Origin of the sequence: Streptomyces sp. SUK 48, from assembly GCF_009650765.1 — a bacterium.
In the GTDB taxonomy this organism is placed as follows: Bacteria; Actinomycetota; Actinomycetes; order Streptomycetales; family Streptomycetaceae; genus Streptomyces.
The window spans coordinates 5,271,129-5,287,535 of sequence record NZ_CP045740.1 but is presented as its reverse complement, the minus strand read 5'-3'; the positions used below and the strand labels follow the sequence as shown (position 1 = coordinate 5,287,535).

Below are 16,407 nucleotides of genomic sequence, written 5' to 3'. Positions count from 1 at the left end.
AGGCATGAAGCTGGCGTTCTCCACTCTCGGTGTCCCCGGCCTGCCCGTCCCGGACGTCCTGGCGCTCGCGTCCGAGCACGGCTACCACGGCGTCGAACTGCGCGCCCACCCCGAGGAACCGGTCCACCCCGGCCTCTCCCCCGCCGAACGCGCCGACACCGCCGCCCTGTTCAGGAATTCGGGCATCGAACCGCTGTGCGTGGCCGGGTACGCGCGGGTCGCCGCGCCCGGTGACGACGCGCCCGTGCTCGGCGAGCTGCGGGAGCTGCTCCGGCTCGCCCACGATCTCGGCGCGCCCTTCGTCCGCGTCTTCCCCGGCGGGGAGGGCGGTCACGAGGAGGCCGACGCGATCGCCGCCCGGCGGCTCGGGACCGCCGCCGAGGACGCGTCCGCGCTCGGGGTGCGCATCCTGCTGGAGACCCATGACTCGCACCGCACCGGCGCCGACGCCATCCGGGTGCTCGGCCCGGTGGGGCATCGGCGGGTGGGGGCGCTGTGGGATGTGATGCACACCTGGCTGGGCGGCGAGCAGCCCGCGCAGACATACGCGGCGCTCGCCCCGCAGCTGGGATATGTGCAGGTCAAGGACATCGCCTCGGCCGAGGACAGCACCCCGCTGCCGCTCGGCGCGGGCGTGCTGCCGCTCACCGAGTGCGTGGAGGTGCTCAGCCGGGGCGGCTGGGACGGCTGGCTGTGCTGGGAGTACGAGAAGCGGTGGTACGAGCGGGCCGCCCCGCTGCCCGGCCTGCTCGCCGCGGGCCGCGAGCACCTCGTACGACTGCTCGGCGAGGCGGCGTAGCCGGCGGGCCGGCGGGTGCGGCCCGGCGGGGCGCACCCCGGTGGAGGCCCGCCCCCGTCCGTCCTAGTACGTCAGGCCGTGGCCGATCGGGTACAGGATCTTCGTCGGGTCGTCGGCCCGCTGCACCGGCACCGGGAGCTTGCCGCGCGGTGCGACACGGCCCGCGATCACCCGTGCGGCGGCCCGGAGTTCGACGTCGGTCCAGCAGTACGACGCCAGGAAGGCCCGGACCGACGGGAGTTGGGCCACGTCGTACGGATTGCGCACGGCGAGCGCCACCACCGGCCTGCCGGTCGCCAGCAGGCGTTCCACCAGGGTCCGCTGGGAGCTGCCCGCGCTCACGTTGTAGGTGCCGACCACCACCGCGTCCGCGTCCTGGGCGGCGGCCACCGCCTGGTCGATGACCGCCGCGGAGGGGCTCGTACCGGTCGGCAGCGCGGTGGCGGTGAAGCCCGCCTCCGTGAGGGCGGCGGCCAGAACGCGGGTCGGCGGGCCCGTGGTGCCGGACGGGGAGTCCGGGTCGGCGCCGACCACCAGCAGGCGGGGTTCCCGGTGCCGGTCGAGGGGCAGGATCGCGCCCTCGTTGACCAGCAGGGTCGTCGTGCGCTCGGCGATCCGGTCGGCCGCGGCCAGATGGGACTTGGCGCCGACCAGGCGGTCCACGCCCCTGCGGTCCACGAAGGCCCGGTCGAACAGGCCCAGCCGGGACTTCAGCCGCAGGATGCGCAGGATGGACTCATCGAGGCGGGCCTCGGTCAGCTCGCCGTCCTGGACGGCCTTCAGGACCGCGTTCCAGGCCGTGTCGATGGACGGCGGGTTGAGCAGCTGGTCCACGCCGGCCTTCAGCGCGAGCACCGGCACCCGGTCGTCGCCGTACTTGGTGCGCACGCCCTCCATGCCGAGGGAGTCGGTGATCACCACGCCGTCGTAGCCGAGTTCGCCGCGCAGGATGCCGGTGAGGATGGGCTTGGAGAGGGTGGCCGGGTCGCCGGAGTCGTCCAGGGCCGGGAACTCGATGTGCGCGGTCATGACCGAGTCGATGCCCGCCGCGATCGCCGACCGGAACGGCACCGCGTCCAGCTTCTCCCACAGCTCCCGGCTGTGGGTGATGACCGGGAAGCCGTAGTGGCTGTCGACGGCGGTGTCCCCGTGCCCCGGGAAGTGCTTGGCGGTGGCGGCGACCCCGGCGGACCGGTAGCCCTCCACCTCGGCCGCGACCAGCTCCGCTACCGCCGCCGGGTCGGCGCCGAAGGAGCGGACCCCGATCACCGGGTTGGCCGGGTTCACGTTCACGTCGGCATCGGGCGAGTAGTCCTGGTTGATGCCGAGGGCGCGCAGTTCGGTGCCGGAGATCCGGCCCAGGGTGCGCGCGTCGGCGGCCGGACCGCCCACCCCTCTCCCGCCGCCACCCTGCCGGGCAAGCGCTTCGCGCCCTTTCGCTCCCGCGCCGATCGCCATGGCGCCGGGGAACAGCGTGGCGGGTTCGCCCACCCGGCACACCGCGCCGTGCTCCTGGTCGGTGGCGATCAGCATCGGCAGGCCGCGCGGCTGGTCCAGGGACGCCTTCTGGATGCCGTTGGAGAGGTCCGCGATCTGGTGCGGGTTCTGGGTGTTGTGGGCCCAGGTGAAGTAGATGATCCCGCCGACCCGGTACTTCCGGATCAGCTCGGCCGCGGTGCGCACGCCCAGCTCGCCGAGGTTGGCGTCGATGTCGGCCTGGTCGGGGGCGGTGGCGGAGGCGCCGTAGACCCGCATCACGAAGAGCTGGCCGACCTTCTCCGGCAGCGACATCCTGGAGATCAGGGCCTTGAGGCGGCGCTCGTCGGGGGTGGCGGCGCGGGCCGTGGCCGGCACGGTCAGCGCGGCGGTGAGGCCGGCCCCCGCGGCGAGGACGGTACGCCGGGACAGCCGGGCCCCGCCGCCCTCGCCCCCGGTGTTTCCTGTGCCTCTCTTGCTGGTGTCGCTTCCCGTGCTGGTGTCGGGCACGTGCGCTCCTTCCCAGAGGAGAACTGCTGAAGGAAACTTCCAAGGAGTCACCAATATCCGGGAAGTTTCTTTCCGTCAAGGGAACGCACAGCGGTCAGCGTGTCGACGCGGGCGGCGGTTCAGCAGAGGATCCAGCCCGAGCTGACGCTGTTCTGGCCGACCGTGCCGCGGATCCAGACGCAGCGGTGCCCGGCGTGCACGGTCACCGGCCCGGCGTGGCTCAGGAAGTGGCCGGCGTCCCTGGCCGGACGGCTGCCGCGGGCCTGGACGCTGACCGACATCGCACGGACGGTGCCGGGGCTGCGGGCGAGGGTCATGGCGCAGACGTAGTCGCCCTGCCGGTAGACGCGGGTGACACCGGAGCCGAAGGAGAGGGTTCTGACCTGGTCCCCCGAGCAACTGCTGGGCGCCGCCTGCGCGGTGCCGGAGGCCGCGAAGGCCAGCAGTCCGGCCGCGGCCAGCAGGGCCGGGCCGAGCGTGAGACGCCGGCGTATCGCACCACTATCCACGTGTTCGTCCTCCCCGAAAATGCGTCCAGGCCGTCCCCCGGCGGCCGTACGCATGTACGACGCAGGGGGTATGCCGGATGGTTGCACGATCGTCATCTTCACGGACCGGCGGGCTCAGCGGACCGCGCCGACCGGCTCCTCCGGCTCGGCGCGCCCGGCGAAGGTTCGCCACAGCTCGGCGTAGCGGCCGCCCAGGGCGAGCAGTTCCTCGTGGGTGCCGTCCTCGGCGACCCGGCCGCGGTCCATCACCACCACCCGGTCGGCGCGGGCGGCGGTGGTCAGCCGGTGGGCGACCACCAGCGTGGTACGACGGCCCGCCAGACGGTCGGTGGCCTGGTTGACCTGGGCCTCCGTGGCCAGGTCCAGCGCGGCCGTGGCCTCGTCCAGGAGCAGGATGTCCGGGTCGACCAGTTCGGCGCGGGCGAGCGCGATCAGCTGGCGCTGGCCCGCCGAGAGGTTGCGGCCGCGCTCGGCGACCTCGTGCAGATAGCCGCCGTCGAGGGTGGCGATCATCTCGTGCGCGCCGACCGCCCGCGCGGCCGCCTCCACCTCGGCGTCGGTGGCGCCGGGGCGGCCGTAGGCGATGGCGTCGCGGACGGTGCCCGGGAACAGGTACGCCTCCTGCGGCACCACGCCGAGCCGGTGCCGGTAGGCGGTCAGGTCCAGGTCGCGCAGATCGGTGCCGTCGACCGTGACCCGCCCGTCCGTCGGGTCGTAGAACCGGGCCACCAGCTTGACCAGCGTGGACTTTCCGGCGCCGGTCTCGCCGACGAAGGCGACCGTCTGGCCCGCGGGGATCGTCAACTCGACGTCGGCGAGGGCGGCTTCGTCGTCGCCGTACGCGAAGCGCACGCCCTCGAAGGCGATGTCACCGCGCAACGACGTGACGGCACGCGGCTGTTCGGCCTCCTTCGTGGACGTCGGCTCGCGCAGCAGTTCCTGGATGCGGCCGAGGGAGACGGTGGCCTGCTGGTAGCCGTCGAAGACCTGGGACAGCTGCTGCACGGGGGCGAAGAAGAGGTCGATGTAGAGGAGGTAGGCGACCAGCGCGCCGGTGGTGAGGGTGGCGGCCTCCACCCGGCCCGCGCCCGCGATCAGCACGGCGGCCGCGGCGAGGGAGGACAGCAGCTGCACGAACGGGAAGTAGACCGATATCAGCCACTGGCCGCGCAGCCGGGCGGCACGGTAGCCGTCGCTGCGCCCGGCGAACCGCCGCCCGCCGTCCCGCTCGCGGCGGAACGCCTGCACGATCCGCAGCCCGGACACCGACTCCTGGAGGTCGGCGTTGACCGCCGAGACCCGCTCACGGGCGAGCTCGTACGCCTTCACGCTGGCCCGGCGGAAGAAGAAGGTGGCGATGATCAGCGGGGGCAGCGTGATGAAGACGACCAGGGCGAGCTGCACGTCGATCACCAGCAGGACGACCATGATGCCGAAGAAGGTGACGACCGAGACGAACGCGGTGACCAGGCCGGTTTGCAGGAAGGTGCTCAGCGCGTCGACGTCGGTGGTCATGCGGGTCATCACCCGGCCGGTCAGCTCGCGCTCGTAGTAGTCGAGGCCGAGCCGCTGGAGGTGCGCGAAGATCTTGAGCCGGAGCGTGTAGAGGACGCGTTCGCCGGTACGGCCGGTCATCCGGGTCTCGCCGATCTGCGCGGCCCACTGCACCAGCACCACCAGCAGGGCGAGCAGCGAGGCCGACCAGACGGCGCCGATGGCCAGCTGGGTGACGCCCGCGTCGATGCCGTGCCGGATCAGCACCGGCAGCACCAGGCTCGCGCCCGCGTCGACGGCGACCAGCGCCAGGCTGACCAGCAGCGGCAGCCCGAAGCCGTGCAGCAGCCGGCGCAGTCCGTAGGAGTCCTCGGGGCGCACCGCCTTGTCCTCGTCGACATCGGGGGTGTCGGTGGCCGGGGGCAGGGCGTCGACCTGGGCGAGGAGTGCGGGGGTGGCGGGGGTCCCGGCCAGCGCCATGTCCTTCGGCGCGCGGTCGCCGGTCCACAGATGGGGGGTGACGCCGCGCTCGGCGTCGTACTCCGCGTCCAGCTCGGCGCGCAGGCTGTCGTCCTCGACCGGCTCGTCCGGGAGCGTGTGGCCCGGGGAGACGCCGCCCAGTTCGTCCGGGTCGGTCAGCAGCCTGCGGTAGAGGGCGGAGCGCCGCTGGAGCTCCTCGTGGGTGCCGAGGTCGGCGAGCCGGCCACGGTCGAGGACGGCGATGCGGTCCGCGAGGTTCAGGGTGGAGCGGCGGTGGGCGATCAACAAGGTGGTGCGCGCGCCGGCGCTCGTTGAGGGGTGGTGGTCGGGCGAGGGGCCGGCCGTGCGGCCGCGCATGACCTCCCTCAGCGCCTCGTGGATCTCGTGTTCCACGCGGGCGTCCACGGCGGAGGTGGCGTCGTCCAGGACCAGCAGGCGGGGGTCGGTGAGCAGGGCGCGGGCGAGCGCGACGCGCTGGCGCTGGCCGCCGGAGAGGGTGAGGCCGTGCTCGCCGACCTTGGTGTCGTAGCCCTCGGGAAGTTCCCGGATGAAGCGGTCGGCCTGGGCGGCGCGGGCGGCGGCCTCGATCTCGTCCTGGGTGGCGTCGGGGCGGCCGTACGCGATGTTCGAACGGACCGTGTCGGAGAAGAGGAACGAGTCCTCCGGGACCAGTCCGATCGCGGCGCGCAGCGAGGAGTGGGTCAGCTCGCGGACGTCGTGGCCGCCGATCAGGACGGCGCCGTGGGTGACGTCGTAGAAGCGCGGCAGGAGCAGGGAGAGGGTGGACTTGCCGGAGCCGGAGGAGCCGACCACGGCCAGCGTCTCACCCTCGCGTATCTCGAAGCTGAGCCCGTCCAGGACCTTGGTGTCCTCGGCGTACCCGAAGGACACGTCGTCGAACTCGACGGTGGCGGGCGCGTCGGCGGGCAGCTCCCGGGTGCCGTCCTTCATGGTCGGCTCGGTGTCGATCAGTTCCAGGACGCGCTCGGTGCCGGCGCGGGCCTGCTGGCCGACGGTGAGGACCATCGCGAGCATGCGGACCGGGCCGACCAGCTGGGCGAGGTAGGTGGAGAAGGCGACGAAGGTGCCCAGCGTGATGTGCCCGCGCACCGCGAGCCAGCCGCCGAGGGCGAGCATGGCGACCTGGCCGAGCGCCGGGACGGACTGGAGGGCGGGGGTGTACCTGCTGTTCAGGCGGATGGTGCGCAGCCGGCCCGCGAACAGCTTGCGGCCGACCTCGCGCAGCTTGCCGGTCTCCTGCGCCTCCTGGCCGAAGCCCTTGACCACGCGGACGCCGCTCACCGCGCCGTCGACCACGCCCGCGACGGCGGCGGCCTGGGCCTGGGCGTACCAGGTGGCGGGGTGCAGTTTGCTGCGGCTGCGCCGGGCGATCCAGCCGAGCGCGGGGGCGACGGCGAGGGCGACCAGGGTCAGCGGCAGCGACAGCCAGGCCATGATCACCAGGGAGACCAGGAAGAGCAGCACGTTCCCGATGGTCATCGGGAGCATGAAGAGCAGGCCCTGGATCAGCTGGAGGTCGCTGGTGGCGCGGCCCACGACCTGTCCGGTCGACAGCTCGTCCTGGCGGCGGCCGTCGAGGCGGGTGATCGTGTCGTACATCTCGGTCCGCAGGTCGTGCTGGACGTCGAGGGCGAGCCGGCCGCCGTAGAAGCGGCGGACGTAGGTGGCGGCGTACACCAGCACCGCGGCGACGACGAGGGCGCCGGCCCAGGGGGCCATGGAGCGGGTGTGGGCGCCGATCACATCGTCGATGATCACCTTGGTGATCAGGGGGACGACGGCGGTGACGGCCATACCGGCGAGCGAGGAGCCGAGGGCCAGGACGACGTCCTTCGGATACCGCCAGGCGTAGCCCGCGAGCCGCCGTGCCCATCCCCTTTGTGGTCCCACGCCGGTGCCTCCCGTTCGTCGTACTTTTCCGGAAGGCACCAACACGGGCGGGGGTGATTTCATCCCGCCGTAACAATCGGCTGTCAGGCGCGCACCCGCAGGTAGTAGAAACGCGTCGTCTGGACCGGGTTCTGGTTGTCGTCGCTGACCAGGAGGACCTTCAGGCGGCCGGTGTGGTCGCGGCCCGTGATGACCATGCCCTCGATGTTGTCGAGGAGGGGGTTGGGCTGCGGCTGCCTGGCGGTGGCGCCGAGGGAGGGGCAGGCGGCGATGTCGGCCAGCAGCGTCTTCCTGATCGGCCGGACGCCGCTCTGGCCGGTGAGGTTCTCGATGCCGCTGGTGTCCGTGGCGTGGCGCGGGTCGGCCAGGTAGAGGCGGACGGTGTTGCCGACGCCGGCGGTGAAGCCGCGCTCCAGGACGAGGAGCCGGCCGTCGGGGGTGGCCTGCACCTCGGGGACGCCGAGCCCGGCGTCGATGCGGTACGCGTACTGCGCGGCAAGGCGGAAGTGGTCGCCCTTGGTCCGGGTCCAGGTCTGGAAGCGGACGAGGTCGGCGGCGTCGCCCGCGATCGGGTCCTCCATGGACGCGAGGAGGGTGTGGCCGCCGGGCAGCAGGGTCAGGCCCTCGAAGGTCTGGTTGAAGGTGGCGCGGCCGGCGGGGGCGACGAGCAGGGAGGACGGTACGGGGAGCCGGTCGAGGATCTTGCCGTCCCGGGAGTAGCGCCGGATGGAGGGCTCGGTCTCGGAGGTGACGAGGAGGGTGCCGGTGGGGGTCCCCCGCGCGAGCGAAGCCGAGCGTGGGGGAGGTCGATGGCGAGGCCCTCGGAGTCGAGATCGGCGCCGTTCTCGTCCGCGAGGTGCACGGCGGACCTGGGAGCGAGGGTCTTCGCGTCCAGGTCGAACAGCTGGGACCGGTCCTCCAGGGCGACGAGCGATCCGTCGCGGTCCACGGCGAGGGCGGAGAAGTTGCCGACGAACGTGCCGTCGTACGTCGTCTTGTCGAGCGCGTCGGAGAAGCGGTCGATGGAGACGGTGGACGAACAGGCGTGGCCCGCGCGCGGGTTGGAGCCGAGGGCGGCGGGCCGGGCCGCGGCGGGCCCGGCGGCGGTCAGTGTGGTGGCGGCCGCCAGGCCGGCGGTGACGGTGGCGATGACATGTCTCAGGCGCATGGTCGATCACCGTAGCCGCGAGTCAACTCCGCGCGGGAGACTTTGTGTTGACTTCGTGATGAAGGTTCGCGGCTACCGTGCGGGCGTGGCGACGAACGCCTCGCTGGGCCTGCTGGTGGGGACGTAGCGCGTCGTCTTGGCGGTGGCCGGCACCAGGTCCTTGTGGATGGCCTGGGCGACGTCCTGGATGGTGGTGACGCCGTAGTCCATGGTGCTGTCGTCCTGGGTCAGCACGGACATCATGTAGTCGTGGCCGGCGCCGTTGAAGGTGCCGAGGCTGTGCACGCGCCAGCCGTGCGTGGAGCGCTCCAGCCAGCCGTTCTTGACGTGCACGGAGACGGTGGACGGCGCGCCGGCGGGCGTGCCCCAGCGCTGGTCGGCTTCGACGTTCCCCATCAACTGCTGGATGTACGCGCGCGCGTTGTCGCTGAGCACGCTGTTCTTGGCGGTGATCAGCTGGAGCAGCTTCTGCTCGTCGGTGACGTTCTCCTGGGTCAGGCCCCAGTAACCGTCCGGCCCCGGCACGGTCTTGGTCATCTGGGCGGCGGCCAGGAAGCCCTTGATCTTCGCGAGGCCCAGCTGCTTCCACAGCGCGCTGGTGGCGTCGTTGTCCGACTGGGTGATCATGGCAGTGGCGAGCGCGGCCTCGTCGTCCGTCAGGTACCGGTTGTTCTTCTTGGCGTCCCACAGCAGGGCGGCGAGCACGGTGACCTTGACGGTGCTGGCCGAGTCGAACGCGGTGGTGCCGCCCAGGGTGCAGGTGGTCTTGGTGCTGCGGTCGTACAGGCCGATGGCGACGGTGCTCTTGCGGTCGGCGAGCGCCGCGGTGATGTCCTTGGTCAGCTGGGCGGCGAGGCCGGCCTTGCCCGATGTGCAGCTCACGGCGGGCGGCGTCGCGGCGGCCGGGGTGGCCGCCGCGACGGTGGGTATGAGCAGCGCGGCACCGAGCGCCGCGGCCGACGCCTTGGCGCGCCGGCTGAAGCGGTGGGTCATATCGGGGTCCCCCTGGGAACGACGTGTGGACGCACCCCTGGTGGGCACGTAAGTCCCTTTGACGCGCAGGGGTGATCGGAAGTTGCACACATGTTCTCAAGACGAGTGTTCAAACTGACCAACATCCGGTCATGCTTCGTCCATGCCTGAGCAGAACGAGTCCCATGTCGACCGGCTGAGGCGGAGGCGGGGCCGGTTCACGCCTCGAAGTCGTACTCCAGGACGTACGCGGCGGAGTCGAGGACCATCTCGTTGACCTCGACGACCCGCCCCGCCGCGTCGAAGGCGGTGCGGGCGAGCTGGATCACGGGGACGCCGGGCGGCAGGGAGAGCCTGTCGCTCTCGTCCTGGCTCGGCATCCGGGAGCGGAGTTCCTCGCGGAAGCGGGCGGGGGCGTGGCCGAGGTCGGCGAGGCGGGCGTAGACGCCGCCGGGCCCGGTGTCCGGCTGGGTGATCGGGGTGCCCGTGACGAGGTCGGCGGGCAGGTAGGACGTGGACAGCAGGACCGGCTTGCCGTCGAGGACGAAACGGCGGCGGCGGACACAGAGGATCGCGGCCTCGTCCAGGCCCATGACCCCGGCGACGGCATCGGGCGCGGGCTCGTGCGTCACCTCGACGGAGTCGACGGCGAGTTCACGTTCCCCGATGTCCGCCGCCCAGACGGACCGCCCCTCACCCCACCCCGCCCGCGCGAGCCGCTCGACACCGCGTCGCCGGATCGGCCGGAAGTCCTTTGTCGGCGACGTCCGTTGCCCGTCCTGACCGTTCACACGACTCACCCCGCATGTGCCCATGGCCGGTGCTGACCACACGACGATACGGCGTGGGCCGTGGACACGGCCCACGCTGTGGAAAGGGGTGTGTGACCGTCTTCCACTGCTCCAGGTGCGGGGCCGAGCCCACCGGGAATCTGGTGGCTCTGCCCGCCGTCCCCCCATGAACTCCACCTCGACCCCGTCCGCGTCTACGCCGGGTGAGCGGGAGTCGACGCGCGTCCTAGCCCAAGTGCGTCGGCGCGAACATCCTGAGTACCGCAGGCAGTACGACCACCGAAGGGCCCGGAGTCGACAGGGCCCGGGTCAGGTCGGATTCCAGGGATTCCGGGGTCGTCCGTACCGCCGGGACGCCGAAGGATTCCGACAGGGCCACGTAGTCGGGGCGGGTCAGTTCCGTTGCCGTCGCCGCCGGCTCGCCGAAGGCGTCCGTCATGTATGCGCGCAGGATGCCGTAGCCGCCGTCGTCGATGATCAGCCAGGTGACGGGCAGGTCGTGCTGGCGGGCCGTGGCCAGTTCGGCGACGGAGTAGAGGGCGCCGCCGTCGCCGGAGACCGCGAGGACCGGGTGGGTCGGGTCGGCGACCGCCGCGCCCAGGGCCGCCGGGAAGGCGTAGCCGAGGCCGCCCGAGCCCTGCGCGGAGTGCATCAGGTTCGCGCCCCGGGGGTCGAAGCCGCACCAGGCCCAGTAGGACAGGATCGTCATGTCCCAGAAGGACGGGGAGCGGGCCGGCAGCGCGCGGCGGACGGCGGTCAACAGCGACTGCTCCAGGGTGAGTTCCTGGGACGCGATGCGGTCCGAGACGCGCGAGAGCACCGCGCGCACCCGCTCGGCCGCCCCGGGATCGCGCCGCTCCGTCGCCGTCTCCAGGAGGGCCTGAAGCGCCAGGCGGGCGTCCGCGTGGATGCCCAGCGCGGGGTGGTTCGACTCCAGTTTGCCGAGGTCCGCCTCGATCTGGACGACTTGGCCGCGAGGCTTGAACGTGTGGTAGTTCGAGGAGAGTTCGCCGAGACCCGAGCCCACGACCAGCAGGACATCGGCGTCCTCCAGGAAGTCCGTGGTGTGGCGGTCCTCCAGCCAGGACTGGAGGGACAGCGGGTGCCCCCAGGGGAACGCGCCCTTGCCGCCGTACGTCGTCACCACCGGGGCGTCCAGCAGTTCCGCCAGCCGGCGCAGCTTGCCCGAGGCGTCCGAGCGTACGACGCCGCCGCCCGCGATGATCGCCGGGCGGGCGGCATGCGACAGCAACTCGGCCGCCACAGCGGTGAGTTCCGGGCGGGGCGCCAGATCCTCCGGTGTCGCGTCCACCGCCGTCACCACCGGCAGCGAGGTCGGGGCCAGGAGGACGTCCTGGGGGATCTCGACCCACACCGGGCCGTGCGGGGCCGCCAGCGCGGACTTCCACGCCTCGGCGATCGCCGAGGGGATCTGGGACTGGGTGCGGGCCGTGTGCACCGACTTCACCACTCCCCGGAACGACGCGGCCTGGTCGGGGAGTTCATGCAGATAGCCGTGGCGCCCGCCGCCCAGGCCCGCCGACGGGATCTGGCTGCTGATCGCGAGGACGGGCGCGGAGGCCGAGGCCGCCTCCTGGAGCGCGGCCAGCGAGGTCAGCGCCCCGGGGCCGGTGGACAGCAGCAGCGGGGCCGCCTCGCCGGTGATCCGGCCGTACGCGTCCGCCGCGAAGCCCGCGTTGTTCTCCACCCGCAGACCGACGTAGCGCAGAGCGGACCTGCGCAGGGCGTCGAACACGCCCAGCGCGTGCTGGCCCGGCAGGCCGAAGACGGTCGTCGCGCCCAGCCCGGCCAGGGTCTCCACGACCAGGTCTCCGCCGTTGCGGCCGGGGGGAGGGTTCAGCGCGGCCTCCCGCTGGGCGGCGGTCGGGCGGAGTACCAGGTCGTGGTCGTGGGTCACGTCGGTTACGCGTCCTTCCGGGCCGCCGCGATCTGGCGGGACATGAGGGTGGTCAGTTCGTACGCCGTGTGGGAGGCCGCCACGGACGTGATCTCGGCGTGGTCGTAGGCCGGGGCGACCTCGACCACGTCCGCCGAGACCAGGTTGCAGGACGCCAGGCCGCGCAGGATCTCCAGCAGCTCGCGCGAGGTCATGCCGCCCGCCTCCGGCGTGCCGGTGCCGGGGGCGTGCGCCGGGTCGAGGCAGTCGATGTCGATGGAGATGTACAGCGGGCGGTCGCCGATGCGCTGGCGGAGCTGGTCGGCCACCTCGTCGGCGCCCCGGCGGTAGACGTCCGCCGAGGTGACGATGCCGAAGCCCATCTTCTCGTCGTCGGTGAGGTCCTGCTTGCCGTACAGCGGGCCGCGGGTGCCCACGTGCGAGAGGGCGGAGGTGTCGAGGATGCCCTCCTCCACCGCGCGGCGGAACGGCGTGCCGTGCGTGTACTCGGCGCCGAAGTACGTGTCCCAGGTGTCCAGGTGGGCGTCGAAGTGCAGCAGCGCGACCGGGCCGTGCTTCTTCGCCACCGAGCGCAGCAGCGGCAGCGCGATGGTGTGGTCGCCGCCCAGGGTCATCAGGCGGGCGCCGGTGCCCAGCAGGTCGTCCGCCGCGGCCTCGATCGTCTCGACGGCCTCGTTGATGTTGAACGGGTTCACCGCGATGTCGCCGCCGTCCGCGACCTGCGCGAGCGCGAAGGGGGAGGCGTCCTGCGCGGGGTTGTAGGGGCGCAGCAGCCGGGACGCCTCGCGGATCGCGTTGCCGCCGAAGCGGGCGCCGGGCCGGTAGGAGACACCGGAGTCGAAGGGCACGCCCACCACGGCGACGTCGGCGGTGCCGACCTCGTCCAGGCGGGGCAGTCGGGCGAAGGTCGCGGGGCCGGCGTACCGGGGGACGCGGGAGGAGTCGACGGGGCCGCGGGGCGTCTCGTTGCTGCTCATCGGGGGTGCCTTCTTTCCTGCGTCCTGGCTGCGTCTCGTCGCGCTCTCGGCGCGCGTTCCTGTGCATCGACAGTAGGTGGCCGCGCAGCCACTACGAAGTGTACGTTTTATCCACACAGGGGACCTGGAGTGGAGGAAGTGCACACCATGGCCGACATCAGGGCCGATACGGGCCCGAGCTCCAAGGCCCCGGGCCCGGCCGCCGCCGCCCCGCCGACCCCGCCGACCCCGCCGGTCCCCCTCTCCGCCCTCCTCGCCCGCGAGGACCTCGCGCTGCGCCAGCTCGCCGGGCCCGTCGGCCCGGACGTCGTCGTCCACTGGGCGCACACCTCCGAGATGGCCGACCCCTTCCCCTACCTCCTCGGCGGCGAACTGCTCCTCACGGCCGGGGTCCAGATCCCCGACACGCCGTCGCCGGACACCTTCTTCGACGCCTACGTGGCCCGGGTCGTCGCCGCCGGCGGTGCCGCCCTCGGCTTCGGGCTCGCCCCGGTGCACGACACGGTGCCGGACGCCCTGGTCACCGCCTGCGACGCCCATGGGCTGCCGCTGCTGGAGGTCCCGCCGGGCACCACCTTCTCGGGCGTGGCCCGCGCGGTGTGGCAGCTGATGGCGCAGGCCCGCCTCGCCGAGCTGCGGCGGGTCACCGAGGCCCAGCAGAGCCTCGCCGCCGCCGCGGCCCAGCCCGACCCGGTCCCGTCCGTGCTGCGCCGCCTCGCCCAGCGGCTCGGCGGGCACGCGGTGCTCTACGGCCCCGACGGCACCGGGATCGCGACGGCCGGCCGGCATCCCGCGCCCGCCGTCGCCGAGGCCCTGCGGAACCTCGCGGCGGTGGTCCGCCCGATCCCCCCGGCCGGCCCCGCGCCCGCCGCACCGACCGGCCCCGCCGCGGCCGGCCCGGCCGACCCGGGCTCGCCCCCTGCCCCCACCACCCCGCCAAGACCCGCCTCCGCCACCGACACCGCCTACGGCATCCACCTGTCCGCCTACGCCCTCGGCTCCGGTGAGGGCTTCGTGCTCGGGGTCGCCGCCGGGCGACGCGAGGGCGGGGACCACACCATCGCCTCCGTCGGCGCGGTGCTGCTGTCGCTGCTCACCGGGGAGCATCACAGCGGGGCCGGGGCCGCCCGCTCCTCCGCGCTGGTACGGCTGCTGCTCGGGGCCGCGCCGCAGGAGGTCGCGCCGCTGCTCGGCACGGGCGCGGGCACCGGCGAGGACGACGGCGAGCGGATCGTCGTCCACGCGCGCCCCGAACGGCAGACCCCGGACACCGTGGCCGCCGCCGCCCTCGGCACCGCCCTGGGCTCGCCCCTGGTCGACCTCGACGGGGAGGTCGTACGGGTCCTGGTGCCCGCCGGCCAGGAACCCGCCCCGGTGCCCGGCTGGACCCTCGGGGTCAGCGCGCCCGCGGGACCCGGCGGATGGCCGGCCGCCGACACCCAGGCGGCCCGCGCCCTGGCCCGCGCCCGCGCCACCCGCGTCCCGCTGGTCCGGCACGGCGCCCGCGCCGGGCTGTCCGGGCTGGTGCCCGAGGCGGAGGCCCGGGCCCGGGCCCGGGACCTGCTCGCACCGCTCGCCGCGCGGCCCGCGCTGGTGGACACCCTGCGCACCTGGCTCTCCCTGCACGGCAGTTGGGACCGCACCGCGGTCGCCCTCGGGGTGCACCGCAACACCGTGCGCCAACGCGTCGCCCGCGGCGCCCGGCTGCTCGGCGCCGACCTGGACGACCCGGACGTACGGATGGAGTTGTGGTTCGCGCTGCGGCACTGCTGACACCGCGCACCGCCCGCGCGAAGGTGACGCCCGTCCCAGCGGGCGAAACCCCTGGGACGCCCGCGCCGGGCTGCCCCACAATGGATGCCATGCCGATATCCGGGACACCCAGCCGCGCCCAGCTCGTCGACCACCTGGTGAGGACCCGTATCGCGGGGGACGTCGCCACCCCCCGCGAGAACAACCTCTCCCACTACCGGCTGCTGGCCAACGGCGACCGCAACTTCTGGCTCGGTCTGGAGCTGGGCGACCGCTGGGCGGACGAGCAGGACGTGCTCGCGGTGATGGCCGAGCGGGTGGGGGTCAACGACGACCCGGAGTACCGGTTCGGCCAGGACACCATCGACCCGGAGCTGACCGTGGACGGCCTGGAGCGGCTCGCGGCGCGGCTGCGCAAGGCTGCCGAGGGGCGCGAGCGGGTGCTGTTCGCGACCGGTCACCCGGGCGGGCTGCTGGACGTGCACCGGGCCACGGCCGCCGCGCTGCGCGCCGCCGGCTGCGAGATCGTCGTCATCCCGGACGGGCTCCAGACGGACGAGGGGTACGTCATGCAGTTCGCGGACGTGGCCGTCCTGGAGCACGGGGCGACGCTGTGGCACACCCACTCCGGGGCCCCGATGCGGGCCATCCTCACCGGATTCGAGCGGGCCGGGCGGCCGCTGCCGGACCTGGTCGTCGCCGATCACGGCTGGGCCGGGTACGCCGCGCAGCACGGCCTGGACTCGGTGGGCTACGCCGACTGCAACGACCCCGCGCTGTTCCTCGCGGAGGCGGAGGGCACCCTCCAGGTCGCCGTGCCGCTGGACGACCATGTGGTCAGCCCGCGCCACTACGACCCGATGACCGCGTATCTGCTGGCCGCGGCGGGTCTGACCGACGCCTGACCCGGGTCCGGCCGGCGCCTGACCCGACTCTCACCGAGGTCTGAACCAGATCTCACCGAGCCCTCGGACGAGGGACCCGGCACCGGTCAAATCGCCTGGGGACAAAGGGATGTGCGGCCCCGCGTACGGAGCCGCACATCGTGTCACATCGGGTCGGGACCCGGCTCAGCGACCGTGGCCTCCGCCACCGCCACCGTGGCCGCCACCGCCGTGGCCACCGCCACCGTAGCCGCCGCCACCGTGACCACCGCCGCCGTAGCCACCATGACCGCCGTAGCCGCCGTAGCCGCCGTGACCGCCATAGCCGCCGTGACCGCCGTAGCCCCAGCCGCCGTAGCCGCCGTAGCCCCAGTCGTCATCGTCGTTGCCCCACCAGCCGCCGTGTCCTCCGCGGCCGTGGTCGCCGTGACCGCCGTGGCCGCCGCCCCAGCCACTGCTGTAGGAGCTGTGAACGTTGGACGGGGTGGCCGATGCGGTGCCCGCCGCGCCGATCGCGGCTCCGCCTGCCAGCAGCAGGCCAGTGGCGGACAGCGCGACGAGGCGCCGCGCGCGTGTTGCTCGCATGGGAATTACCTTCCATCGTCTCTCGCGGCCCCCAGGGGAACGGCGAGGTGGATGGCCGCCGCCGCGCTCAACGACGCGCGGCGCGGTCTTCGGATGTCACCGCGAGATCAATGTGGGGCACGATACGTCTGTACGGTCGACGCCTGCGGTCCACCCGGACGCTGGCGCGCCATCAGGTGCC

At 73.3% G+C, this 16,407-nt stretch carries 10 protein-coding genes and 2 pseudogenes; 3 read left to right on the top strand and 9 right to left on the bottom strand.

Annotated elements, in window-relative coordinates; genetic code table 11:
• Positions 1 to 4 precede the first annotated feature (4 nt).
• Positions 5 to 799 carry a sugar phosphate isomerase/epimerase family protein gene (locus GHR20_RS23210; RefSeq protein ID WP_111584497.1) on the top strand — a complete coding sequence of 265 codons (795 nt, stop codon included), beginning with the start codon at positions 5 to 7 and terminating at the stop codon, positions 797 to 799.
• A 63-nt stretch (positions 800 to 862) separates the two neighbouring features.
• Here the strand turns inward: GHR20_RS23210 and GHR20_RS23205 are convergent, their stop codons facing one another.
• From GHR20_RS23205 to speB, 8 genes and pseudogenes are all read right to left on the bottom strand, one after another.
• On the bottom strand, positions 863 to 2,785 hold the full coding sequence (locus GHR20_RS23205; RefSeq protein WP_153814266.1) for a glycoside hydrolase family 3 protein: 1,923 nt from the start codon (positions 2,783 to 2,785) through the stop codon (positions 863 to 865).
• Positions 2,786 to 2,904: 119 nt separating this feature from the next.
• The gene (locus tag GHR20_RS23200) at positions 2,905 to 3,294 is read right to left on the bottom strand and encodes a hypothetical protein (RefSeq protein WP_111584495.1); all 390 of its coding nucleotides are present in this window, start codon (positions 3,292 to 3,294) and stop codon (positions 2,905 to 2,907) included.
• A gap of 114 nt (positions 3,295 to 3,408) precedes the next feature.
• Complete coding sequence (locus GHR20_RS23195) at positions 3,409 to 7,179, bottom strand: ABC transporter ATP-binding protein (protein WP_153814265.1); 3,771 nt, start codon at positions 7,177 to 7,179, stop codon at positions 3,409 to 3,411.
• 83 nt (positions 7,180 to 7,262) lie between these two features.
• Positions 7,263 to 8,347 (bottom strand): annotated as a pseudogene (locus GHR20_RS23190) (esterase-like activity of phytase family protein).
• 72 nt (positions 8,348 to 8,419) lie between these two features.
• On the bottom strand, positions 8,420 to 9,340 hold the full coding sequence (locus tag GHR20_RS23185; RefSeq protein ID WP_153814264.1) for a serine hydrolase: 921 nt from the start codon (positions 9,338 to 9,340) through the stop codon (positions 8,420 to 8,422).
• Between the two features lie 197 nt (positions 9,341 to 9,537).
• Positions 9,538 to 10,074: pseudogene (locus GHR20_RS23180) on the bottom strand (UTRA domain-containing protein); the annotation flags it as partial.
• 262 nt (positions 10,075 to 10,336) lie between these two features.
• The gene (locus GHR20_RS23175) at positions 10,337 to 12,028 is read right to left on the bottom strand and encodes a thiamine pyrophosphate-binding protein (protein ID WP_153814262.1); all 1,692 of its coding nucleotides are present in this window, start codon (positions 12,026 to 12,028) and stop codon (positions 10,337 to 10,339) included.
• A gap of 5 nt (positions 12,029 to 12,033) precedes the next feature.
• Positions 12,034 to 13,005 (bottom strand): agmatinase, encoded by a 972-nt coding sequence (gene speB, locus GHR20_RS23170; protein ID WP_148023650.1) that lies wholly within the window; start codon positions 13,003 to 13,005, stop codon positions 12,034 to 12,036.
• Positions 13,006 to 13,152: 147 nt separating this feature from the next.
• On the opposite strand from speB, the gene GHR20_RS23165 reads away from it, so the two are divergent.
• Both GHR20_RS23165 and GHR20_RS23160 read left to right on the top strand, forming a co-directional pair.
• The gene (locus tag GHR20_RS23165) at positions 13,153 to 14,778 is read left to right on the top strand and encodes a PucR family transcriptional regulator (RefSeq protein WP_153814261.1); all 1,626 of its coding nucleotides are present in this window, start codon (positions 13,153 to 13,155) and stop codon (positions 14,776 to 14,778) included.
• Between the two features lie 89 nt (positions 14,779 to 14,867).
• Positions 14,868 to 15,662 (top strand): phosphatase, encoded by a 795-nt coding sequence (locus GHR20_RS23160; protein WP_153814260.1) that lies wholly within the window; start codon positions 14,868 to 14,870, stop codon positions 15,660 to 15,662.
• Positions 15,663 to 15,827: 165 nt separating this feature from the next.
• On the opposite strand, the gene GHR20_RS36870 is transcribed toward GHR20_RS23160, so the two are convergent.
• Positions 15,828 to 16,226, bottom strand: a complete 399-nt coding sequence (locus tag GHR20_RS36870; RefSeq protein WP_194858967.1) for a hypothetical protein — start codon at positions 16,224 to 16,226, stop codon at positions 15,828 to 15,830.
• Positions 16,227 to 16,407: the final 181 nt, after the last annotated feature.